This is a genomic window from Paenibacillus sp. J22P59, from assembly GCF_059383895.1.
The window spans coordinates 258,909-283,693 of sequence record NZ_JBXENX010000006.1; the positions used below are offsets into that span (position 1 = coordinate 258,909).

Below are 24,785 nucleotides of genomic sequence, written 5' to 3' on the forward strand. Positions count from 1 at the left end.
AATCCGGGAATTACTTGATGCCGGAGATTGAGAAGTTCTCGATAATATGCTTCTGGAAATAAACGAAGATTGCCATGATCGGTACAACCATGAAGGTTGCGCCTGCCATCTGGAGGGCGAAGTTGCCGCCGTATTGTCCCTTAAGCAACGAAAGACCAACAGATAACGTGTAGAGGCTCTCGTCACTGGCGATGATCAATGGCCATAGGAAGCTGTTCCAGGCGCCGATAAAGGTCAGAATAGCTTGTACAGCAATGATCGGCATGGAGATGGGCAGTACGATCTGCATCAGGATGCGTAATTCACTTGCGCCATCCAAGCGAGTTGCTTCAAGCAGCTCATCTGGAATCGTCGACATGAACTGGCGGAACAAGAAGATATTAAATGCGCCAACCAGTGTCGGAAGAACAATCCCGATCATCGTATTCGTAAGATCCAGGGAGTTCAAGATGAGGTAGACCGGAATCATCGTCACTTGACCAGGGATCATCATGGTTGCCAATACGATCATGAAGGTTACCTGCTTGCCCTTGAACTTATACTTGGCGAAGGCGAAGCCAGCCATAGCATTTAGGAATAGCCCGAAGAAAGAGAATAGGACAATGATGAGTGTATTTTTGAGGTACACGCCAAAGTTCATATTAATAAACAAATTTTTATAATTGTCCAGTGTAAGCGCATTAGGCCAAATCGTTGGCGGAATTTGTACGACTTCCGTTTCTGTTTTGAAGGAAGAAAGGATCATCCATATAAACGGAAGCATAAACAATATGCCGCCTATTGTGAGCACGATGCCAGCAATCCATTGAAACATCTTTTCTTTTTTGTTGCCGGGCAAATCATTAGACTGAGCTGTATTTGCGCTCATAGGTACACCTCCACTTCTTACGTTAAGTCCGAATCACTTTTTTGCAGCCTGAACTGTATGAGTGTTATCGCAATAATGGCAACAAATAGAACGAAAGATCCTGCTGCTGCATAACCGAAGTCGCTCAATTGGAAGCCGTTGCGATAGATAAATAGGGCTACAGAAGTGGTGCCTTCAAGCGGCCCGCCATCCGTCATAATGAACGGCTCTTCGAAGAATTGCAGCCAACCAATCATGGTGGTGATCGAAACGAAGAAGATAGCGAAACGCAGCATTGGAATGGTAATCTTCGTGACCTGCTGCCACGTATTTGCACCGTCAAGCTGTGCAGCTTCATAATACGATTTGGGAATGCCTTGAAGGGCCGCGATGAAGATGATCATATTAAGACCAATTGCGCGCCACAGACCGAGCAAGATCAAGGAGATCTTCGCAATAGTTGGCTCAGTGAGCCATGGGATTCCTGGAAGGTTAATGAGATCCAGCAAGTAGTTGAACAAGCCGAAGCTGGGATTGTACAAATAGGTCCATACTACCGCAACCGCAACTACGTTCGTCACGGAAGGCAAGTAATAAACGACACGAAATACTTTGAAGATGCGCGATGTTCCCAGATTAATTAACAAAGCGATTCCAAGCGAGAAGAGAATAATTAATGGAACACCTATTACAACGTAGAACACTGTATTAAATAAGGCATTCAAGAAAGCCGGGTCTGTCAGAACTTCCTTGTAGTTGCTGATGCCGACATTTTTGATATTAGAGGTATCCGCTAATCCCGCCAAATCCATATTGGTGAAACTGATGAATAAGGCTACCGCAATGGGTAAGAGGGAGAATAGAGTAAGCAATATCATGGTAGGTGCAATAAAGAAATAGGGTGCTCTTTTGTTAAAGAAGCCATTCATAGCGAATTATCACTTCCTTTGCTCTTGCGCCCATCGCAATGGACAAATAGGATGCTAACCGCGAAGAATATCGGTTAGCATCATAAGCTTTCATAATAATTATTTGCTGAGAATTTGCTCAGCTTTTTTGTTGAAGGCATCCATTTCGGTTTGAACATCTGCCTTAGAACGATAGATCTTTTCGAAGGTAGTCAGGTAATTTTGTGCGATTTCCTCGAATTGCTTCATGATCGGCATTGGTTGTGCCGTCTTCAGCTGTTCACCGATAACCTTATAGTTGGCATCGCTTTGCAGCTTCTCATTTTCCCAAGCTTTTTGTGAAGATGGCATGGAAGTCGTAAGTTCCATCCACTTCAACTGTGTTTCAGGCTTGCTCATATAAGCAACGAATTTCATTGCAGCATCTGGCTCTTTCGTGTATTCGAACACGGACAAGTTGGAACCGCCAAGGGACGAAACATTATTGTCCTTTTGTGGAAGAACAGCTGTTGCCCATTTGCCTTCCAATTCAGGAGCTTGCTCATTAATCAGCTTAACCATCCAAGGGCCGCTGATGAACATAGGTACGATACCTTCCCCTTTAAGGCCTTGAACCGCATCCAGACCTAGGTCAGTTGCGTTAGAGCCGTTGTGATAGAAGCTTGCCAGATAGTCAACCGCTTCGACGAACTCAGGTTGGTTGAAGAGTGGCTTATTATTCTCATCAAACAGCTTGGAGCCATTCTGACGAGCGAACATGAAGCCTAGAGATTGTTCCTTCGGATCAAGGCTAATGCCGTATTTGCCCTTGCCGCGAGCAGCTAATTTTTGCGCAGCATCAGAAAGCTCTTCCCATGTCTTAGGAGCCTCGTTATAGCCAGCTTCCTTCATGAGGTCTGTGCGGTAGTAAAGCACGCGAGTATCAATGTACCAAGGTACTCCAACGTAAGCCCCTTCATATGTGCCTGTCTCAACCGATCCAGGGTAGAAGTTATCTTGTTTGAACTCAGGGAATTGATCAACATATGGAGTAAGATCCTTCAAAGCTTTCGCTGATGCGAATTCTGGGATCCAAGTGGTACCCATCTGTACGACATCCGGGCCTTTTTTCGAAGCGATTGCAGTCAACAGCTTATCATGTGCAGAGTCCCAAGGCAGTGCTTGTACATTAACCTTGATATTCGGATTCTCTGCCATAAAGTCTTTGGCAATCGTCGGAAGAGATTTGGCCTCTTCGCCCATTCCCCATACATTAATGGAAACTTGCTTTTCCCCGTTGCCTGACCCTTGAGAGTTCGCGTCATCCTTATTAGATGAACAGCCTGCGAGTACCCCTGTAAGCAACAACGTTGTGGCTAATACGGAAACTACTGTTTTTCGCATGATGATTATTCCTCCTGGTGTTATATTGTGCTACATCATCATTTCTTATTTCTCTATTCAGCAAGAAAGGTTTACTTTTGTTGAGCGAGCAGCAAGCCTGTCTTATAGGATAGGGAATAAGAATGTTGTAAAAACGTTTCGAAACGAAGAAAGCGATTTCCAACTTTCGAAACAATTCCACTTGTAGAAACGTTACGATTGTATTATATCTTAGGATATAGACAGACACAAGTGGAGAAAAAAGCAAGATAAAAACGTTTCTATATAATATAGAGTATGCTATTTTGTGACATTGACGCAAAAATGAAACAATATTATAATGCTTACTACAATGATAGAAACGTTTCGATATTGATCTGATAGAATATGTATTCTTATGAAAAGTAAAAGGCATGGCGATTATTAGGCGGCTGTATTTGGGCAAATCAAGCGGGGACAGTCTCTCGGGCGGAGGTAATGAATTGACAGAACAGCAATTGAACGCACTGTTGCAGCAAATGACAATAGATGAAAAGATCGCACAGCTCCTGCAGCTGGCAACCCCATTCTATGAGGGTATAGACAATGATGAAGGACAGATTACAGGGCCGATGGCGGCGCTGGGCATAACAGATGAGATGGTGACAAACTCCGGCTCGGTGCTTGGTCTGGCAGGAGCAAAGCAGGTGATAGCCGTTCAGGATGCGCATATGCGCAAGAACCGTCTAGGCATCCCTCTGTTGATCATGGCAGATATCGTACATGGCTTCAAAACGATTTTTCCTGTGCCGCTTGCACTTGGCTGCTCGTGGGATTTGGAGCTTGCAGAGAAAAGCGCGGAGATTGCAGCGAAGGAAGCAGCCGTGTCAGGAGTGCATGTTACCTTTGCGCCGATGGTCGATTTGGTTCGCGATCCTCGCTGGGGACGTGTTATGGAATCTACGGGAGAAGACCCATACTTGAACAGTGAGTTCGCTCGCGCATTCGTACGCGGCTTTCAGGGAACGGATCTAACCAATGATATAAGCCGAGTAGCGGCTTGTGTGAAGCACTTTGCAGCATATGGTGCCGGAGAGGGCGGACGCGATTATAACACGGTTGATATGTCGGAATGGCTGCGCCGTGAATATTATTTACCAGCATACCAAGCTGCTCTTGATGAAGGCGTCGAGATGGTCATGACGGCCTTCAATATCGTAGATGGTGTTCCAGCGACCGGCAACAAACGCTTGATGCGTGAGCTGCTGCGAGAGGAGCTGGGCTTCGACGGGGTGTTGATCTCTGATTGGGGCGCCGTCAAGGAGATGATTCCGCACGGTGTTGCCGCAGATGAAGCAGAGGCTGCTTATAAAGCCATTCATGCGGGTGTTGATATTGAGATGATGACATCCTGTTACGTTCATAATCTTAAGGAGCTTGTTGAGAGCGGAGCTGTTAATGAAGAGCTGATTGATGAAGCGGTACTGCGCATCTTGAAGCTCAAACAGAAGCTTGGCTTGTTCGAACAGCCGCATCGGGGTGCTGATCCTGTATTGGAGCAAGAGATGATGCTCTCTGAGGAGCATCGCGAGGCAGCGCATGCCGCAGCATTGAAGTCATGTGTGCTCTTGAAGAATGAAGGCGTCCTGCCGCTTGCAAAGGAACAAAAGGTAGCCCTCATTGGTCCGTTCGCTCAGAGCGGTGACATTCTCGGGCCTTGGTCTTGGACAGGATCACGCGAGGACGCCATTCAATTGGCTGATGGTATGACTCGAATTGCTGACCCTTCACATATTCGCGTAGCGAAGGGCTGTGATGTGGAGAATGCAGATTCAAGCGATTGGCAAGCCGCATTGGAAGCGGCTCGCGAGGCTGATGTGATCGTGCTTGCACTTGGCGAGCATTCGGAGCGGAGCGGCGAGGCCGGCTCCATAGCGGATATCCGTCTGCCAGCGATTCAGCGAGAGCTGATTGCAGCGCTGAAGCCTCTGGGCAAGCCGATGGCTGTCGTCCTGTTTAACGGCAGACCGCTCGATCTGGAAGGTGTAATGGATCAAGCTGACGCGGTTCTTGAAGCCTGGTTCCCAGGCAGCGACGGCGGCGCAGCAATCGCAGAATTATTGTATGGGGTAGCTAATCCATCAGGCAAGCTAACGATGTCATTCCCGCAGGCTGTAGGTCAAGTTCCTGTCTATTACAATCACTTTAATACAGGCCGACCGCAAGGGGTGCCGGATGCTCAGGTTCGTTATGTCTCGCAATATCTCGACATTCCTAATGAGCCGCTTCTGCCATTTGGATTTGGGCTCAGCTATACGACCTTTGCTTACGGACAAGCCGTGTTGTCTGCGGCAGAGATGAATGCGGATGCAGCGCTTCAGGTTCATGTAAGTGTGACCAACACCGGACATGTAGCAGGCGAAGAAATCGTTCAACTGTATGTACGTGATCTCGTGGGAGATGTTGTACGGCCGATGAAGGAGTTGAAGGACTTCCGCAAGGTGCTCTTGCAGCCGGGAGAATGCCAGGAAATTACGTTTGAATTACGGGAAGAGCAGCTTCGTTACCATCATGCGGACCTGCAATATAAAAGTGATGCAGGCGAGTTTGTTGCTTATATAGGTACAAATAGCCGAGATGTGCAAGAGCTTCGGTTTATATTACAGAAATAAAGAGAGAGCGAGTGAAACGGATGACAACAACTACGACGAACTATGGCGTACCGATTCAAGCTGGCAACCTGACTTTTACATTTATGAACAGCGGTGATATCCGCGATATTAAGAATGGCAATACGATGCTGAACCAAGTAATATCGAATCCGGTCGATGGATCGATGAATAATCTTTATCTTCGGATGCATCTGGGCAGCGGTATTCAGGTTGTGCCTATGCTGGGCGTTCAAGCGAATTCCCGTGTGACCTTCGCGGAGTCGCGCGTCATGTGGGAGGGCGAGGCAGCAGGCTTACAATATAAAGTTGTATTTACAGTGCTGCCAACGGATATCTGGTTCTGGGATGTAACCGTCCTGAATGCAGAAGGTAAAGCGGTAGAAGTGGATGTTATTTATGCACAAGATATCGGACTGGCTGATCGCGGAGCTGTTCGCTCCAACGAAGCCTATATGTCGCAATATATCGACCATAAAGTATTTGAGGACGCAGCACGCGGCTTTGTCGTATGCTCCCGTCAGAATCAGCCGCAATCTGCTGGCTTCCCTTACATGCAGCAAGGCTCGCTGCTGCAGAAGGCGATTGGCTATACGACAGATGGCTTTCAATTCTATGGTTTGTCTTACAAAGAAACCAACAAAGCAGAAGCATTAACTCAGCCAATGCTGAGCAACGAACTCTATCAATATGAATTTGCATTTACTGCCTTACAAACAGAACGTATTCAATTGAATGGCGATGTGAATGAAGCGCGAGCTGTCTTCTATGGTTTGTTTAAGTCCACCCATAATGAAGCTATTGAAGAGCTGGAATATATGCAGGACATTCAAGCGGCATGGGAGCAGGCGGAGTCTATGCCTAAGGTTGCTGGACAAGCCGCTCTTAAGGTAAGCCCGGCTGCTCGAATCGGAGCTCCACTGCAAACCGAAACGATGACAAAGGAAGAGCTGGAGCAATACTTCCCAGTTCGCTGCCAAGAGGAAGTGGAAGGCGGAGAGCTGTTATCCTTCTTCACGGAAACGCATGAGCATGTGGTGCTGAAGGAGAAAGAACTGCGTGTTGAGCGTCCGCATGGACATATTATTATGACAGGCGACAATGCACGCATGAATGATCATGTACTGACATCAACTTCATATATGTACGGTATTTTCAACTCGCAGCTGGTTATGGGCAATACTTCATTCAACAAAATGAACAGTAATGCTCGTAATGCGCTCAATGTGCTGAAGACATCCGGACAACGTATTTATATCGAAATAGAGGGTATATTCCGTCTGCTGACGATGCCATCCATGTTCGAGATGGGCTTTAACTACGCACGCTGGTTCTACAAAACAGCGGACGATATGATTACGATTACGAACTTTACAGCGCTTGATGCACCAGAGCTGCAGATGCATGTGCGCTCGGAACAGGGACGCGCTTACCGCTATCTCGTGACGAATCAGATCACGATGAACGGCAACGAATATGAAGTGCCATTCCATATGGAACAAAACGGCCAAATCCTGTCCTTCCGCGCAGATGCAGCGGCTGACAGCGCAGGCACATTGCCGAACCTCAGCTATCGAATGAGTATGGCAGGTGCGGATGTGGTCATTCAAGACGAGACTGCTTTAACTGCCAATGTAATGCCGGGAACGGCGTCACTAATCGTGCTTGAGCTGGGCGCTAGCTCGGAGTGGACGATGACGGTGCAAGGGCTTTTGAATGACGGCGAAGCGAAGCCGTTCAAGTCGATGGACGCAGCGTCTGAGATTGTTGCATACCGCGCCTATTATGAGAACGTAATGAACGGTTTCCGCCTTGCGCATGACGATGCAGCTGAGCATCCGGAGCTTGCAAAGTTCAATTCCTTGGCATGGTGGTATACACACAATATGCTCGTGCATTTCTCTGTGCCGCATGGCTTGGAGCAATACGGCGGAGCTGCATGGGGAACACGTGATGTATGCCAAGGCCCGACAGAATACTTCTTGGCTACACAAAAATACGCACAGGTTCGCGACATCCTGACGACTCTGTACTCGAATCAGTATGAAGATGAGGGCAATTGGCCTCAATGGTTCATGTTCGATCAGTACAGCCATATTAAGCAGGAAGAGAGCCATGGCGACGTTATCGTATGGCCGCTCAAGGTACTGAACGATTACTTGCATGCAACGCATGATTTCAGCATTCTAGAGCATAAGGTTCCGTATTCCAAACGTCATGAAGCAGGCTTCACGACAGAAACGGCTACTTTGCTTGACCATGCGAAGAAAGAAATTGACTACATGAAGCGCAACTTCCTTCATGATACCCACCTATCCTCTTACGGAGATGGAGATTGGGATGATACGCTGCAGCCAGCGAATGCACAGTTGAAGAAATATATGATCAGCAGTTGGACTGTTGCACTGACCTATCAAGTATTCAACCAATTGTCCGAGGTGCTGCAGGAGGTTGATCTTGCGGCTGCTACGGAGCTCAAGCAATTTGCAGCAGGCATCTATGAGGATTACAACAAATACATGCTGTCTACTGGTGTTATACCAGGCTTTGTCTACATGGAAGAGCCGGGACAAGCAGAATTGATGCTTCATCCAACGGACAGCAAGACAGGCATTCATTACCGTCTGCTGCCAATGACACGCAGCATGATTGCAGAGCTGCTGACAGCAGAACAGGCCGAATCGCATTACAACCTGATCAAACAGGAATTGTTCTGTCCAGACGGCGTGCGCCTAATGAATCGTCCTGCACAATATGCTGGCGGCGTAAGCACGAATTTCAAACGCGCAGAGCAAGCGGCTAACTTCGGGCGCGAGGTCGGTTTGCAGTATGTGCATGCGCATATTCGTTTTGTTGAAGCGATGGCGAAGCTAGGGAAGTCTGATGAAACGTGGAAGGGTCTGCAAGTAATCAACCCGATCGGGCTTCGCGATGTCGTGCCGAACGCAGAGCTTCGTCAGAGCAATTCTTACTTCAGCAGCTCGGACGGCAAGTTCAACAACCGTTATGAAGCGCAGGAGCGCTTCCAAGAGCTTCGTACGGGGGAGGTTGCTGTAAAAGGCGGCTGGCGCATTTACTCCAGCGGTCCTGGGATCTACATGAATCAGCTGATCTCGAACTGCTTGGGCATTCGTCATGATCGCGGTGATCTTGTCATTGACCCTGTACTTCCGCAAAGCTTAAATGGGCTTCGTTTCCACTTCTCGGTCTACGGTCGTGAGATACAGTTCGAGTACCGCTTGAGCGGCAACGCAGTTAAGGCGATTACCATTAACGGTCATGAGGCGACAGGCTCCATCATCGACAATCGTTATCGCCAAGGCGGCATCCGTATTTCACAGCAGCAGCTTGATGAGCTGTTGACTGGAGAGAACAATGTAATTGTTATTCATATGTAAGGACTATATATTATACGGCGGTCTTTCGAGACCGCCGTATAATTTGTTATAGTAGATAGTAATATAGCAATAAAAAGACAGGAGAGGTCATTGTGGTAAGTATTAAAGATATCGCCAAACAAGCAGGGGTATCGATCTCAACGGTATCCTATGCTTTGAATGGGAGCCCGAAGGTTACGGAAGAAACCAGTAATCGCATATTGGCGATTGCCAAGGAGCTCAATTATGTCCCTAATGCTGCCGCAAGAAACCTGAAGAAGCAGGAAACGAAAATAATTGGTGCCTTCTTGACGGATTTCGAGGGGGCTTTTTACGGCGAATTGCTGCAGGGAATGAAGGAAGTGCTGAATAAGAAGAAGTATGACCTGATCGTGTGCAGCGGGTCGCAATCCCATCGGCTGCTGCCAGAGCGAATGATTGATGGGGCCATTGTGCTGGATGCTTCTTTTAATAGCGAGGAATTGCTTCAGTACGCGAAGCGCGGGCATAAGGTAGTCGTGCTGGACCGGGAAGTGGATCACCCCTGCGTGAATCAGGTGTTGCTCGACAATAAAGCAGGAGCGACGTTCGCTATAGAGTATTTGATGGAATCGGGCTATGAGAAGATTTATGTCGTTTCCGGACCAGAGAATGCCTTTGACTCGAACCAACGGCTGCAAGCGGTGAAGCTGGCAGTAGATCGCAATGAGAAGGTTGAATGTATCGAGCTCAAAGGTGATTTCACAAAGGCTGGCGGCGAGGCGGCAGGACGGCGTATCCTTGCTGAATATACAGCTCCAGTAGGTGTATTCTGTCTGAATGATGAAATGGCGATTGGCATGTATAATGTAATCAAAGGCTCTCCCTATGAGATTGGTAAGCACATTAATCTTGTGGGCTTTGATGATTTGGAAATTTCTCATTATGTTCATCCAAGGCTTGCAAGCATCGGGTATTCCAAAAAAAAATGGGGGGCCGTTGCAGCTGAACAGCTCATGAAGCTGATTGAGGATGTTCCGGTTGAGGACGAACGCATTTATGTAAATTTAATTAAGGCAGACTCTGTATCGCCTGCACAATAGCTGCCTAAAGCAGCTTATAGATCTATTAAAGAAGAACGTGATGGATATGCATCACGTTCTTCTTTTTTAACTATGACAAAGATTAATAGTGAATATTGATAATTTTTAATATATATGACAAGTTTTAGGTTACTTCGACAAAGGCTTGATGGTAAGCTACTCCCGTAACTAAATTCGGATTGGTAGATTGGGAGGCTGATTATTTTGTTGCACAAAAGGAAATGGACAAGAATCACGATGCTGTTGTTAGCATTGATATGTGCGATCCCGCTTTCATCGGCGAGTGCATCAGCAAGCGAACCAGTAATTGCCTCGGCAATTCCTTCAGCAAGTGTGCTGGCGGTTGCAGGTGCTGGTGAATGGGACTACGTGGCCTCAAGCAGTTTAAGTTATATAGGTGCTGGCGTATATAGGAGTGGATACGCACATTCCAGTGGAGGGGACTTCTTGGTGTGTGCAACAGTAGGGAACAATTATGCGCTATGGGAATATGACCCTGGGAACAATGCAGATGAGTGGGTGTCAACAAAATGGATACCTGCTGGCGGATGCACCGCTTGGAGAAGCATCGGTAAATTTGTAGATGGGGATAACAAAAAGGCAGAGTTTTACGTGGTTGCCTCTGCACCTGCAATCGTCGATTTTTATGATTGATTAGAATAGCTCGCAAGGGGCTGTCCCAAAGAAGGTCTGCCTCGCTTGAAGAATCATTAGTAGCTGAAGTTGGTCCATGGTATATGGAATGTACAAAGAAACCGTTCCTTTCATAAATGGTTGTTCACACTTCCATTTTATCGAGCAACGGTTTCTTTGTGTTCATGAATGAACATGCTTCTCTATTTGGTGAACCACTTTACTTTATTCCACGCTATAACCGATAGAACAATGAGATAGTGAAGCTGGGCTCACTATTGAGAAACCAATCATCCCCACTAGGAACCTTTGAGACGCTAATCCTCGATTAACCTCGTAGAAAATGCTTTTCAGCCACAATAGCCTCATCCAATAGTGAAAATGCCTCACTAGAGAACTAGAGGATCATCAGGTATGTGAGCTATCTTGCTCCTTTATGATCTGTTCAATCCCCAGTAAAATCAGCTTCAATCCGAACTCAAATGCTCCGTCTGTCCCCATCAGCTCGAACAGCCCGTTTTTGAACATCCTCCGAAACAATCCTGCTTCCGTCTCGCTCATGGAATCCAGAAGGTGAACCATCTCCTCACCCGGAGGCGCTCCCTTGTCTTTAAGGATAGCGGAGACATTACGCTCATGCTGATAATCGTCTAGGACGAAGTAGAAGACATAGTTCACGAGCGTAGTCACTACTTGCATTTTCTGATCCTGCTCAAGCGGCGTCACTTCCACGCAGAGGAGCATACGGTTCGTAAAGCGGATGATGTCCGGTTCGTGGGGCAGTGTCATCATCATAAGCTGCGTGGAGCAGGGGTACCTGCTGAGCACACTCCGTACGGTTACCGCAAGTCCCGTCAGCTGCTGCTTCCAATCTCCCTCGGAGCTGAACTCCTCCAGAATTATTTTGGATACCTGATTGGCTAATCGCTGGTAGAGATTCTGCTTGCTCTTGAAATACCAGTAAAGAGAAGGAGCCTGAATCCCCAGCCGGTCGGCCAATCGCCTCATGCTGAATTTCTCGATGCCTTCCTCTCCAAGAAGCTCCCACGAGGCTTCAAATATTTTATCCTCCGAAATCTGAGGCTGCTGTTTTTTCATCCGTTATCCGCCCTTTTATCTAACAGTGTAAGTTTATACTTTACAGCTTCTTAGGTTCATGATATCATCTAACACTGTAAGGCACAACCTAACACCGTTAGATTGAAAGCCAAAATATATAATGAAGAAAGAAGTGATCCGCATGGATGCAGAAAACCTCCACTACTTTGAAAAAGCACCGGTCGCCAAAGCCGTAGCTCACTTCGCTATACCGATGATGCTAGGCACGTCGATGAGTGTCATCTATTCCATCTTGAATGCCTTTTTCCTTGGTACCCTCCACAATACAGCTATGCTGACCGCACTCGCACTAACGCTGCCGTTATTCGCAGTAATTATGGCGCTGGGCAACTTGATTGGCATAGGCAGCGGTACATTCATCTCCCGTTTGCTTGGAGAGAAGAAATATGATGATCTAAAGCATGTGTCTTCATTCGCCTTTTACAGCAGTTTAGTCTTCGGTCTGATCGTGATGGCCGTTGGTCTGCCGTTGATTAATCTAATCGTTCATGGCCTGGGGGCAACGCCCGAATCCTTCGGATTCACCAAAGACTATGTTACGGTCATGCTTATTGGTTCACCCATTGTCGTATTATTCTTCACGCTGGAAAATATCGTGCGCTCGGAGGGGGCGGCAATCACGTCGATGATCGGTATGATTCTCAGTGTAGTCGTCAATATTATTCTCGATGCGTTAGTCATCTTCGTGTTCCATTGGGACGTGATCGGCGTTGCGTCTGCTACAGTCATTTCTAACTTAGTTGCGAGTGCATACTATGCTTTTCATATTGGGTATAAGAGCGAATTCTTAACGGTCTCTATAAAATGGTTTAAGGCTACCAAAGAAATTCTAAGCAATGTATTCAAAATCGGGGTTCCCGTCTTTATTATGAGTATCTTCTTGGGCGCAATGTCGCTCATCTTGAACCATTATCTTGTTGAGTATGGCGATCAAGCCGTAGCAGGGTTCGGAATTTCATCACGTTTATTGCAATTTCCTGAATTTATTCTGATGGGCTTATGTGAGGGAGTCGTGCCGTTGATTGCTTTTTCGTTTACAGCGAATAAATTGCGCATGAAGCATACCATTGGATTCACGATCAAAACGATTGTGGCATTAGCAGTCGTGTTCGGTGTTATTGTCTATCTGATTTCCGACCACTTAATTGGCTTATTTACGAATGATCCACAATTAATTGAAATGGGCAGCTACATCCTGCATGTGACGTTCTTATCCTTATTCATTACAGGAATGACCTCGCTGTTCGTAGGGATCTTCCAAGCAACAGCACAAGGAACTGCTGCATTTATTATGTCAGTTATTCAAGGAATTACTCTAATTCCTGTACTGTATATCGCTAACCGAATGAATGGCTTCCATGGGGTGGTCTGGTCGCTCGTTATTGCGGATGCAGTCGCGTTCCTTGTTGGTGCGATCATGCTATATGTTCTGCGGAAAAAATTGCAGCCGGATTTGGATAGTTTGGTCCAGTAAAAATATATACCGCAAGAAAGAGGGTACCCTTGAAGCTTATAGCTTTTGGGCTGCCTTCTTTTTTTTGCAGATAACCCCACCGAGATATCTATATAGCGGGCTTCTTTTGGGAGTGGCGAGAAAGTTATGACACCTGTCATAATTTTTTTCTTATAGGTGTGAATATTTCCTCCTTCTTTTCAGAGCTATCATAAAGTTACAAACTTTATTAGAGAAGGGTGAAAATAATGGAGGGAACTAAACAAAGGATTCGCTTGCTCGATATACTGCGAGGGATTGCTGTAATGGGGACATTGGGTACAAACATCTGGATATTTGCATACTTGGGGGACTTATCTTATATCACTACATCTGCTTATTCAGGCTGGTGGAGTCTGGATGACTTGCTTAGAATGCTCGTATTATTTCTTGTGAATGGCAAAATGCTCGGATTGTTAACCATTATGTTCGGAGTTGGCCTGGAGCTGAAGTATCAACAGTCTGTGCGGCTGGGGAGGGCATGGCCCAAAGTCTATCTATGGACAGCAGCCTTCTTGATGCTGGAAGGCTTCATTCATTACATGCTGGTGATGGAGTACGACATCTTGATGAGTTATGGGGCAACAGCGATCATTACCGCCTTCATTCTCAAAGGCGGAGATCGGCTGATTGCTAGAGTGATGATAATCGTTGGAAGCATTCATGCTGCAATTATTTTATTCGTATTAGCAGGGGCCTTGCTCGGTGCCAATATGTCACTCGGCAGCTTCGCTCAAATTGTTGCTTTATACCAAGATGGAAGCTGGCTGCAGCAAATACAGTATCGTCTTGCCCATTTCCTCCTGTTAAGGGGTGAAGCGATCTTCCTTGTATTTATGAATACCTTTTTGTTTTTACTTGGTGTACGCCTGATGCGTGCAGGTGTCTTTTCACCTGATGAGAATGGCAGGAAGCAGCGTGACAAGCTTTTCAGAATAGGGATCTATATCGGGCTGCCTTTGAATTTATTGATATTTATTCCTGGTGGCGCTTGGGATTTGCCGGTGCGTTATTTATTTGCCCCTTTAGTATCGCTTGGTTATATCTCGTTAATTGGAAGAATGATAGAATACATGAAGTGGAATTGGCTCTGGAAGCGCGTTGAGCAAGTGGGGAAAATGTCTCTGTCTTGCTATGTCATGCAAAATATAATAGCTTCTATTCTATTCTACGGCTGGGGCTTTGGACTTGGAGGGCAACTGAATTCCTTGTCGATTATAGGAATATGGCTGTTGATGTCACTATTGCAAATTGGATTGGCGACGATATGGATGAAGGCGTTCAAGATTGGTCCATTAGAGCTGATCCGAACGCGAATAACACAAGCCTTATCCAAATTTTGAACTGGAGGCTGTAATGATCAATAGGATATACCCAAGGGACCAAATCAAGCAATATTTGCTGATGGACGTCATATCTATCGTGTTTTTATTTTATGTCGTACTGCGTTCAGATTCCGGGTTTGGCTTTTGGGGAAATCTTTCTCTGACCCTGCTTTTGCTGGTGGCACACTATATTGGGCTATGGTATAGAGATTGGCGTTTGTTAGCAGCTGCTCTAATGGGATTTTTCCTGCTAGCCCTGCTGGGTGCATATGTCGGCTCTTCCATCCTGCTATTTGGATTTATATTTGCTGATTTAATTGGAAGGGCGAAATCTAGGCTTTATATCGGTATTGCGATTGCAGCTATTGCCCTCATGTTTGCTTTTGTACTATGGAAGACCACAGGCTATGTGTTCGAGCCGGAGCATACCGTATTGCTGCCCGTCATGATTCTGCAATTGATTTATCCGATAGTGATTCATATTAAGGAAAAAGCAAAGAACTTACAGGGTGAGCTGGATGCGGCGAATGAACAAATCAAAATGTATATTAAACAGGAAGAAAGACAACGTATAGCAAGGGATCTGCATGATACACTTGGACAGACCTTGACCATGATCAAAATGAAAAGTGAATTGACCACTCGTTTAATTGATAGAGACGTGCCTCGAGCAAAGGAAGAGCTGAAGGATATACTGGAAACGACGAGAACGGCGTTGAAGCAAGTGAGAGAGCTGGTCTCTGACATGAAGTTTATTTCGTTGGAAAGTGAACTGGAGCATTCCAAATCGCTGCTGCATACAGCAGGGATCGAGCTGGAATTCGTGAAGAAGGATGCTCCTCCGTTATTATCCAGCGTGGAGGAGACGATGCTCGCTCTGTGTATTCGTGAAGCTACGACTAATATGATCAAGCATAGCCAAGCCAAGCGCTGCACCATCAAGCAGGAAACGAGAGACTATTTCTATTCTATACAAATCGTAGATGATGGAATGGGCATAGAGATTCCGATTAAGAATGGGAATGGAATTCAGTCGATAAAAGAGAGGATGCAGGCTCTGCAAGGTACGGCAAGCGTGAGCAATTCGGCTGCAGGTGGGACGAATGTCACGATCAAGCTCCCCGTACGTCAACAAGAGAAGGAAGGTTCTAATTCATGATACGAGTCGTTATAGCAGAGGATCAGCAAATGCTGCGAGGTGCATTCACCTCTTTATTGCAATTCGAACCAGATATTGAGGTGGTGGCAGAAGCATCGGATGGGCAAAAGGCTTGGGAGCTCATTCAAAAGGAGCAGCCAGACGTATGCTTGCTCGATATTGAGATGCCTTTCATAAGCGGCCTTGAGCTGGCTAAGAAAATAAGAAGCAGCAGCCTTCCGTGTAGAATTATAATTGTTACGACATTCGCCCGTCCCGGCTATTTGCAGCTGGCCATGGATGCTCAAGTAGACGGATACTTGCTTAAGGATGAGCCGATCGACTACCTAATTGAATCCATACGCAAAGTCATGAAGGGCGAGCGGATGATCAGCATGGATCTGGCAGCTGCACTCTTTATGAAAGCGGCAAGCCCATTGAGCGAAAGGGAGACAGAAGTATTGCGGCTTGCCAAAGACGGCTTGACGACAAGCGAGATCAGCAAGGCGCTTTTCCTGACACAAGGGACAGTGCGCAATTATTTATCTTCGAGTATCCAGAAGCTTGAAGCAGACTCTCGGCAGCAGGCTGTAACTATTGCAACGGATAAAGGATGGATCTAGCTTTGAGAAAAAAATTCCCTATGGCAGCAAGTTCGCAAGAGCATGAACTTCGTGCTGGCCATAGGGGATTGTAGTATGCGTCTGTAGTGATTCGCAGCTTATACGATTAATCCGTCTTTCATCGTAATGATGTGATCCGCGTAGGAGAGCATTTCCTCATCATGGGTGACTACGAGGGTAGTAATGTGCAAGCTTTTGGTCAAGTCTCTGATGAGCGTCATGACCTCCCGTGATTTCTTCGAATCGAGGCTGGCTGTAGGCTCATCCGCGAACAAAATTTTGGGCTTATGGATAATGGCGCGAGCGATAGCAACACGCTGCTTCTCTCCGCCTGACAGGGAGGCGGGAAAAGCTTCTTTACGATGATCCATCCCGACCAATTGAAGTATCTTTAGTACTTCCTTCTTTTGTTCCTGTTTATTCATCTTGGACTCGGCTACGTCAAGCATCAGCAGGAGCTGATCCTCTACAGTAAGGAAAGGAACGAGATGAGAGGATTGAAAAATAAAGCCGAACTTTTCTGCCCGTATTTTTCGGATTTCCTCCTGCGTCATGTCGGTCATATTGTTCCCCTCGAACACTACCTTCCCGCCAGATGCGCGTTGAAGGCCGGCTGCAATGGTAAGGAGCGTGCTTTTTCCTGAACCGGAGGCTCCTACGAGAGCTGTAATTTCGCCTTCCTGCAACGAAAGGTTAATTCCGTTCAATACTTGCTCTTCGACCTGGCCGTTGGTGAATGTCTTGGTTACTTCCTGTATCATGAAGGTTGTCATATTAGATGTCTCCTTGCTGTATGGCTTGCAGCGGCTCGACCTTTTTGATCTGAATGCCAGAGAGGGTGGCGCCGACAAAACCAATGACTAAGAATAGAATCGACAATTGAATGGTTGTCGCAAGCGTGAGGCTGAAAGGCATGCCCTCAGGCGCAATAAGATTGAAGCCCTGACTGAGTGCGATAGATAATACCAGTGCGATTGCGGTGATGAAGAGCATTTGAGACCACATCATGCGGAATAAAGTACTCGTTCTCACCCCGATCGCTTTCAATATGCCGTATAATCCAATTTTCTGAACATTCATCATATAGAAGAAAATTGCGAACAGCATGCCGCTGATAGCGACTAAGAACCAGATAATCATATTAAGGGACATCTGCTCAGCGCTGTAGCTGGCGATTGTGCCGAGAAATTGCTTGTTGGAGAAGGCTTGCAATCCTGCAACCTTCTGCGGCTGATCTTCTCCGGGAATGAATACTAATTGCATTTCATTCACACGGTACATTTCTTTGTAGTTATCCATGTCGATAAAAGCGACAGGCGCATGACTGTATTTCTTTTGATCCGCGAAGCCAATCACTTTGAACTCTCCGCTAAACTGGTTGTTCGTTAGAATATCTCCAACCTTAATGCCGTCCTCTTCCAACGAACGATCCAAGATGATTTCTCCTGGTCCGACTTTCTCGAATGATTCGGAATCGGTAGATGTGACAAAAGCAACACTATGCTGTTTGTCTGCTGCATCATTCACGAAGCCCATCTGAATGGATAATGCCGCTGCATCCTTATTGCCTTGCAAGAGCTTATCCTGCACACTTCCGTCTATCCTAGAGAGATTGTATGTCTCATTGGCATCCTCATTCATATAGAAGTGGCCAGCAGGAAGATCCTTGATTAAGGCTGCATTATCTTGAGACAGCCCATTAGCCAATCCCGATATGATAAAGGTTAAAAAACTAACGAGAAAAATAATCGAGCCTAAAATGATAAATTTTGCTTTGCTTTTTTTGATTTCTTTCCATGCCATATTCATCACGGTGCCTCCCTTTCGTCTCTACACCCTGAGTATAGGTACGTAGTATGAATGGAGCGTGAACGGAACGTTACAAGAAAGGAAGTAATAATAGCTTGAGCCATCCAACACTGTGCTATACTTAATCCGGAAATGGAATAATGATGCTTTTGAAGGGGATTAATAGAAATGAAAGCTGTGAATTTTATATTGAAACTTGCATCTCATTCATTATTAGTAGGAGCTATGGGGTTTTTAATTTATTTATATCTGGATATTTTTATTTTTTTAGGATCAGCCTCAAGCCCAGACGATGGATATAGGCTCTATCATCTGATAACCTCTCTTCCTATCCCAATAATCACAGCGTTCGTGCTAACGATTTGTATTAAACGGGAAACAAAAGATAATATCAAATTCGTTATTTGTTTTCCGCTTATTTGTTTATTGTTTACGATAGGGCAGTTCGTACTGATATCTCTGGATCATTCTTTAAATACGGTTATATTATGCCTTGGCATTTCGATCCTTTTATTTGGTACAAGTGTAATCATATTTGTTCACGATTTAAGAAATTAAGCCACTCCGCTGTTGGAGTGGCTTTTTCGTATCTTCTTATGGTCAGGATGTACCGTAGTTATTCGTTAAGCCTTACTTTACCTTGTAGCTTAGCATCACGATTTGTCCGCTTGGTTTCATATGGGTTAGACGGAAGGTATTGGGTGGAGTTCCTTGAGGGAATAGCGGGATGCCTTCTCCAAGTACTTTCGGGATGATTGCGATATAAAGCTCATCTAATAATTCAGATTCCAGAAAAGCCGATACAAGCTGTCCGCCTCCGACGAGCCAAACGTCACCTTCTGATGTTTGCTTTAATCGGGGGATAAGCATACGGATTGTCTCATCCGTGAACACAACATGCGGCGCAGGAGCATGCTCCGATCTGGACAACACGTAGCATGGCTTGCCTGCATAAATGAATTCATCTGATAGCAGCAGCACTTCGTCATACGTAAGGCGGCCCATTACAACTGATCCTACTGTGTTATAAAATTCACTATAGCCGTTATCCCCATCCCCCTCAACATCGAATAGCCAATCCACCGAGCCGTCAAGTCTTGCAATATAACCATCCAAGCTCATAGCGATGTACAGCACGACTTTATTCTTCTTCATTGTGTATCGCTCCTTTCTATGAAATATGATACCCTATAATTACGACAAACTATGACGTAGTTAGGTGAAATAAATGAATAGTCGAATGCTTAGTATGATGAGGTTATTAGATTCGAGGAAGAAATGTACAGCCCGAGAGCTGGCCGAGAGGTATCAGGTATCGGTGCGTACCATTCAGCGGGATCTGGAAAAATTACAGCAGATGGGCTTTCCTCTCTATACAGAGGTGGGCGCGAACGGGGGTTACCGGGTATTGCCAAACCGAATATTGCCTCCGCTTCAACTGGCTCAGCATGAGGCATTCGGGTTATTTATGATGCTGGAATATTTGGAGAAGGTCCCTGACTTTCCTTATGGCTTGATTCGGGATCACCTGGCTGAGCAGTACTTCTCCAGCCTTCCTGGCGATGTACAAGATTCGATTATTGGCCTGCGAGAGCATATTGCTTTTATTCAATCGCATTCGGTGCAGCCGGAGCCAATGACAACGAAGATATTAAGTGCGGCAATGGAGAAAAGCGAGGTTGCCTTTACGTATTCAGCTCGTAATGGGACCAAGAAGGTGGAAGCCTATCCGCTCGGCATTTATTATGAACAAGGCTATTGGTACATGCCTGCCAAGCAACAGGGAAAGGTGCTGCTCTATCGAACCGATCGGATGCGCCAACTGGATATGCTTGATCGTTCAGATGAATCCATTCCAACCTTGAAGGATTGGCTAAAGGCAAAGGACAACAGGGCGACTGTAGAAGTGGTATTGCAGTTTAGTGACTTTGGAGCAAGGCTTGCTCAATCGGAGCCGCACTTCAAGCCAATTGTTCATAATGAATGGCATGGACAGGTTCCGCCAGAGGAGTTCCCTTTTGTGGCACGGAGACTGCTCTCGTATGGTCCTGAAGTGAAGGTTATCGGCCCTCAGCAATTACAAGAAGCATTAGTGAAGCTGCTGGAGAACAGCTTGAGCCAGTATGAATAGGGAGGGGAAAGTGTATGGATGAAGGACAACAAGCTTCAGATCGTACAAGTCCGATCAAAAATAAAGTTGGCAGCATTTTTATCCCAGTACGGGATATAGAGAGAGCTCGCAGTTGGTACTGCAGGCTTCTCGGGTTAAAAGAGACTGACTACGACATTATTATGGGCCATCTATGTCCGTTGCCTATGGAAGGAGCCGGAATCATTCTGGATACGATGCCGCTGTGGGGAGGAGACATGCCAGGCGGAGTGCCGCCTATCGTGACTCCCGCCTTTATGCTTTTAACCGAAGATGTACAGCATTCTCTTGATTACGTGAACGAACTTGGCATAGAGGTCGTTACTGGGATGGAGCATGGCGAGTGGTTCGTGATTAAAGATCCGGACGGCAATAAGCTAATGATTTGTCAACAATGAGGCATAGATGATTAAAAACATATCTAGCAATCGAAGCTGGTATTTTCCACTGTTTGGTGTTGTTCCAAAAGTCATCTGTGGGGGATTCATGAACTACTTATCACATACTATTCGGGTGAAAGAAGAACTCTTAGCTCCACTTTCATAGTGGTTTTGAAGGTTCGAGGCTTTCTCAGCAGCCTTAGCGGAACAGCATTCCGTTATAGACTTGGTTCGTGCATGTTCTAGAAAAATAGAGGCTCAAGGTTCCGTTATTTTTGAAAATTAGTTAGTTTGAGCTTTGATTTCTTGAGATAGCGGAATCCCGTTCCTCTATTGAATCTATTACAGCAGGAAAGCGAAAAATAGAGGAATGCTGTGCCTTTACAACATTGATGTAGGGGCTGTTCTGAAAGTCATCTCAGGGAAGTTCATATCACGTACTATTCGGGTGCAGAAGAACCTTCATATCCACTTTCATAGTGGTTTTGAAGGTTCTTTTGCGTATTTGATAGGATCTCCTCGCTGAGGTCTAACCTTTTGGAGAAACTCTTTTTCTTGAATAATCTGCTGTAGAAGCTTAACATGAATCGAATAAAGATGTAATGAAAGTTAACGGGTAGCGTTTTCATATATCATACTCATTCTGAGTAATTGGAAAAAGGATCAAATGACAGCGGTACCAAAAAAGGTTGAAAAATGTTCAACCTTATTTTTTGCTAAGATTCGTCCTACAATGGTAACAGATCAGCAAATACAGATACAGACACGGGAGGAAACATAACATGAGAATTATATACTTAGATATCGACTCACTTCGCCCAGATCATATGAGCTGTTACGGATACAATCGACCAACTACACCAAATATCGATAAAATTGCCGCACAAGGCATGATATTCAATAATTGCTATACTGCTTCATCGCCATGCGTGCCTTCGAGAGCAAGCTTCATGTCCGGCCGCTTCGGCATTCATCACGGCGCGCTTACCCACTGGGGACCAGGCGGTGAGTTCTATTACCCGGATGGTGATGGGCATAGTGAGGAGGTTCCTTTCTTTACTAGGCATATCCGCAAGGCAGGCTATAAATCGGTAACCTTCTCGTCCTTCGGTGACAGGCATCATGCTTGGTGGTATTTCGCAGGCTGGAACGAAGTGCATACGCATTCCCTCAAAGAAGGCAATGAAAATGCAGATGAAGTGAACGCAGCGGTCATTCCGTGGCTCAAGCAGCATGGCAAGGAAGAAGATTATTTCCTGCATATTCAATATTGGGACCCGCATACGTTCTACACTTATCCGATTGAATATATGGAGCAGTGGAAGGATTCACCGGTTAAAGACTTCCCGGATGAGGCGACCATTGCCGCGCAGCAGAAGGACAGCTTCCCTCGATCCGCTAAATTCCTGCATTGGGGAGATAAATATCCAGCGACGATGCCAGGACAGATTGCGAATCGCGAAGACTATAAGCATGTAATCGACGGGTATGATGGCGGCATTAATTACATGGACAAATATGTAGGCGAGCTGCTCGAAACGCTGCGTGAGCTTGGCATTGAAGATGAAGTTTGCTTCATCATTAGTGCAGACCATGCGGAATCGATGGGGGAGCAAGGGATCTACATTGAGCATCCAACAGCAACTGAAGCGGTTCATCATATTCCGTTAATTATAAAAGCACCAGGCGTAACACAGCCGGGGGTTAAGGTAGATGGCTTCGTATACAACGTCGACGTTATTGCTACCATTACAGATATGCTAGGTTTGGACATTCCATCGGGATGGGACGGGCAATCGTTCCTGCCAGCATTGAAGGGTGAGCATTGGCAGGGCCGAGATTATTTAGTTATGGATCATGCCCTCTATGTCTGCCAGCGTGCTGTACGTGATGAGAAATGGTATTTCATTCGCACCTACCATCAAGGCTTGTATCTGAATTTCGAGCCTGTCACCTTGTACGATATGGAGAACGATCCGAATCAGCTTCATAATGTTGCGGATCAATATCCAGAGATCGTGAAGGAAATGGATCATCGCTTATCAGAATGGCAGCATCAGCAAGCGAGCAAGCCTGATTACAAGGTTGATCCTATGCAAAAAGTATTGGAGACTGGCCCTTGGAAATATTTGAGCGCGGATGATTGGATTCGCAAGCTGGAGCGTAACGGCGCGAAGGAAGAAGCAGCTGTTCTCCGCAGCAAGTACAAATCAGAGGCTTTGCAACCGGCGTATGACGGTTAGATCAATAATAAGCAACTAAGAAGGAGATTGGCATCATGAAAAAAATCCCAGGCTGGCTGCTGACCGTAATATCCATCGTTTTGGGTATTGCGATCTGGTATCTGCTTTCCTCCATACCTTCGGTTGGAGCGATCTTAACAACACCAGGCAAAGTAGTAAGCAGCTTTATGAAAGAAGTGGAGAGCGGCCGGATGTGGACCAACGTATCCACTAGTCTGCTTCGTGTCCTTGGCGGCTTCTCATTAGGCTTATTGTTCGCGATACCCGTTGCTTTCTTAATGGCTTGGTATTCGCTCGTTCGTTCTATCTTCGATCCATGGATTCAGTTCTTCCGGACGATTCCGCCGATTGCCCTGATTCCGCTCGTTATCGTATCGCAGGGTGTTGGAGAATCTGCAAAAATCTCTGTTATTTTCGTAGCAACCTTTCTCGTCATGGTCATTTCGATTTTCCAAGGGGTTCGTAACGTCGATCCAACCTTGATTCGGGCAGCAAGAGTGCTTGGCGCAAGAGATAGAGATATTTTCTTGGAAGTAATCGTGCCCGCATCCTTCCCTTATATTCTTGTTGGTGTACGCCTTGGGCTGGCAGCAGCGTGGACTACACTCGTGGCAGCAGAGCTGACAGGCGCGAATAAAGGTCTTGGCAATATGATTATGGAAGCAAGCCTTTATTTCCGCATGGATGTTGTTATTCTTGGTATCGTAGTTATTGGCATTATCGGCCTCGCAATGGATAAATTCGTACTGTTTCTGGAGAGGAGACTGACAGGATGGCAGGAAATACGGCAGAACTAATTAAGGTTAGCAACCGACCACAGACGTCAGTGGAAGATACGCATAACAAAATTGAGATTAAAGACTTGAACAAGGTGTACAAAACGCGCAATGGCGACACTATAGCGCTTCAGAATACGAATCTGACGATCAAAAATAATGAATTTGTTTGTGTTGTCGGTCCTAGCGGCTGCGGCAAAACGACCTTACTGAACATCATTGGCGGGCTGGAGGAATCCACCTCAGGCTCCGTTAAGGTGGAAGGCGTGGAGGTCAAGGGGCCGGGCAAGGAACGGGGCGTTGTCTTCCAGCAATACGCGCTGTTCCCTTGGAAGACCGTTATCAAGAATGTTGAGTTCGGACTCAAGCTGCGCGGCTTGAACAAGCAGGAGCGCAGAGAAAAAGCGATGCATTATTTGGATCTTGTTGGTCTCAAGGACTTCGCCAATGCCTATCCGAAGGAGCTCTCAGGGGGGATGAAGCAGCGTGTAGCTATCGCTAGAGCGTATGCCGTTGAACCGGAGGTTCTGCTGATGGATGAACCGTTCGGGGCCTTGGATGCTCAGACGAGAGCCCAATTGCAAGAGGAACTGCTCAAAACGTGGCAGAAGGAAAAGAAAACCTGCTTCTTCATTACTCATGACGTAGATGAGGCAGTTATTCTGGCCCAGCGTGTTATCATTATGAGTGCCCGTCCTGGTCGAATTAAAGAAATTATTGATGTCGACATTCCTTATCCGCGGGATCAGTCTACTAAGCTGGATGAGCGCTTCATTGAGATTAAGAACGAAATTTGGTCCAAGGTGTATCGGGAGTATCTGGAAGTATCCAAATAGTCGGTTTCAACCTAGCAGCAGCTTGGAACACATATATG

Annotated in this window: 20 protein-coding genes; 13 read left to right on the top strand and 7 right to left on the bottom strand. The window is 46.1% G+C overall.

Annotated elements, in window-relative coordinates; translation table 11 throughout:
- Positions 1-10: 10 nt before the first annotated feature.
- The 3 genes from AC50YO_RS12695 to AC50YO_RS12705 all read right to left on the bottom strand — a co-directional run bounded on the left by AC50YO_RS12695 (position 11) and on the right by AC50YO_RS12705 (position 3,141).
- Positions 11-868, bottom strand: a complete 858-nt coding sequence (locus tag AC50YO_RS12695) for a carbohydrate ABC transporter permease (protein ID WP_494847305.1) — start codon at positions 866-868, stop codon at positions 11-13.
- 17 nt (positions 869-885) lie between these two features.
- Positions 886-1,776, bottom strand: coding sequence for a carbohydrate ABC transporter permease (locus tag AC50YO_RS12700; protein WP_494847306.1), 891 nt, complete (start codon positions 1,774-1,776; stop codon positions 886-888).
- 99 nt (positions 1,777-1,875) lie between these two features.
- The gene (locus AC50YO_RS12705) at positions 1,876-3,141 is read right to left on the bottom strand and encodes a sugar ABC transporter substrate-binding protein (RefSeq protein WP_494847567.1); all 1,266 of its coding nucleotides are present in this window, start codon (positions 3,139-3,141) and stop codon (positions 1,876-1,878) included.
- 458 nt (positions 3,142-3,599) lie between these two features.
- Between AC50YO_RS12705 and AC50YO_RS12710 the strand changes: the two genes are divergently transcribed.
- From AC50YO_RS12710 to AC50YO_RS12725, 4 genes are all read left to right on the top strand, one after another.
- Positions 3,600-5,768 (top strand): glycoside hydrolase family 3 N-terminal domain-containing protein, encoded by a 2,169-nt coding sequence (locus AC50YO_RS12710; protein WP_494847568.1) that lies wholly within the window; start codon positions 3,600-3,602, stop codon positions 5,766-5,768.
- Positions 5,769-5,788: 20 nt separating this feature from the next.
- Positions 5,789-9,163, top strand: a complete 3,375-nt coding sequence (locus tag AC50YO_RS12715; RefSeq protein WP_494847570.1) for a GH36-type glycosyl hydrolase domain-containing protein — start codon at positions 5,789-5,791, stop codon at positions 9,161-9,163.
- Positions 9,164-9,255: 92 nt separating this feature from the next.
- On the top strand, positions 9,256-10,224 hold the full coding sequence (locus AC50YO_RS12720) for a LacI family DNA-binding transcriptional regulator (protein ID WP_494847308.1): 969 nt from the start codon (positions 9,256-9,258) through the stop codon (positions 10,222-10,224).
- 204 nt (positions 10,225-10,428) lie between these two features.
- On the top strand, positions 10,429-10,878 hold the full coding sequence (locus tag AC50YO_RS12725; protein ID WP_494847311.1) for a YndA family protein: 450 nt from the start codon (positions 10,429-10,431) through the stop codon (positions 10,876-10,878).
- A gap of 387 nt (positions 10,879-11,265) precedes the next feature.
- On the opposite strand, the gene AC50YO_RS12730 is transcribed toward AC50YO_RS12725, so the two are convergent.
- Entirely contained in the window at positions 11,266-11,955 is a 690-nt protein-coding gene (locus tag AC50YO_RS12730; protein WP_494847313.1) for a TetR/AcrR family transcriptional regulator, read from the bottom strand.
- Positions 11,956-12,097: 142 nt separating this feature from the next.
- On the opposite strand from AC50YO_RS12730, the gene AC50YO_RS12735 reads away from it, so the two are divergent.
- The 4 genes from AC50YO_RS12735 (at position 12,098) to AC50YO_RS12750 (ending at position 16,554) form a co-directional block, all read left to right on the top strand.
- Positions 12,098-13,450, top strand: a complete 1,353-nt coding sequence (locus AC50YO_RS12735; RefSeq protein WP_494847572.1) for an MATE family efflux transporter — start codon at positions 12,098-12,100, stop codon at positions 13,448-13,450.
- A gap of 227 nt (positions 13,451-13,677) precedes the next feature.
- Positions 13,678-14,811, top strand: a complete 1,134-nt coding sequence (locus AC50YO_RS12740; protein ID WP_494847316.1) for a DUF418 domain-containing protein — start codon at positions 13,678-13,680, stop codon at positions 14,809-14,811.
- 13 nt (positions 14,812-14,824) lie between these two features.
- Positions 14,825-15,952, top strand: a complete 1,128-nt coding sequence (locus AC50YO_RS12745; RefSeq protein WP_494847318.1) for a sensor histidine kinase — start codon at positions 14,825-14,827, stop codon at positions 15,950-15,952.
- Complete coding sequence (locus tag AC50YO_RS12750) at positions 15,949-16,554, top strand: response regulator transcription factor (protein ID WP_494847320.1); 606 nt, start codon at positions 15,949-15,951, stop codon at positions 16,552-16,554. The genes AC50YO_RS12745 and AC50YO_RS12750 overlap by 4 nt, the downstream gene beginning before the upstream one ends.
- Positions 16,555-16,652: 98 nt before the next feature.
- Here the strand turns inward: AC50YO_RS12750 and AC50YO_RS12755 are convergent, their stop codons facing one another.
- The 3 genes from AC50YO_RS12755 to AC50YO_RS12765 form a co-directional block, all read right to left on the bottom strand.
- Positions 16,653-17,327 (bottom strand): ABC transporter ATP-binding protein, encoded by a 675-nt coding sequence (locus AC50YO_RS12755; RefSeq protein ID WP_494847322.1) that lies wholly within the window; start codon positions 17,325-17,327, stop codon positions 16,653-16,655.
- Between the two features lies 1 nt (position 17,328).
- Positions 17,329-18,363 carry an ABC transporter permease gene (locus AC50YO_RS12760; RefSeq protein WP_494847324.1) on the bottom strand — a complete coding sequence of 345 codons (1,035 nt, stop codon included), beginning with the start codon at positions 18,361-18,363 and terminating at the stop codon, positions 17,329-17,331.
- A gap of 630 nt (positions 18,364-18,993) precedes the next feature.
- Entirely contained in the window at positions 18,994-19,518 is a 525-nt protein-coding gene (locus tag AC50YO_RS12765) for a dihydrofolate reductase family protein (RefSeq protein ID WP_494847326.1), read from the bottom strand.
- Positions 19,519-19,612: 94 nt separating this feature from the next.
- Between AC50YO_RS12765 and AC50YO_RS12770 the strand changes: the two genes are divergently transcribed.
- The 5 genes from AC50YO_RS12770 (at position 19,613) to AC50YO_RS12790 (ending at position 24,747) form a co-directional block, all read left to right on the top strand.
- Positions 19,613-20,494, top strand: coding sequence for a helix-turn-helix transcriptional regulator (locus AC50YO_RS12770; protein WP_494847327.1), 882 nt, complete (start codon positions 19,613-19,615; stop codon positions 20,492-20,494).
- A 14-nt stretch (positions 20,495-20,508) separates the two neighbouring features.
- Positions 20,509-20,910 (top strand): VOC family protein, encoded by a 402-nt coding sequence (locus tag AC50YO_RS12775; RefSeq protein WP_494847329.1) that lies wholly within the window; start codon positions 20,509-20,511, stop codon positions 20,908-20,910.
- A gap of 764 nt (positions 20,911-21,674) precedes the next feature.
- Positions 21,675-23,135, top strand: coding sequence for a sulfatase family protein (locus AC50YO_RS12780; protein WP_494847333.1), 1,461 nt, complete (start codon positions 21,675-21,677; stop codon positions 23,133-23,135).
- Between the two features lie 35 nt (positions 23,136-23,170).
- A complete protein-coding gene (locus tag AC50YO_RS12785; RefSeq protein WP_494847336.1) occupies positions 23,171-23,932 on the top strand; it encodes an ABC transporter permease in 762 nt (253 codons plus the stop codon).
- A complete protein-coding gene (locus tag AC50YO_RS12790; protein WP_494847338.1) occupies positions 23,908-24,747 on the top strand; it encodes an ABC transporter ATP-binding protein in 840 nt (279 codons plus the stop codon). Before AC50YO_RS12785 ends, AC50YO_RS12790 begins: the two co-directional genes overlap by 25 nt.
- Positions 24,748-24,785 lie beyond the last annotated feature (38 nt).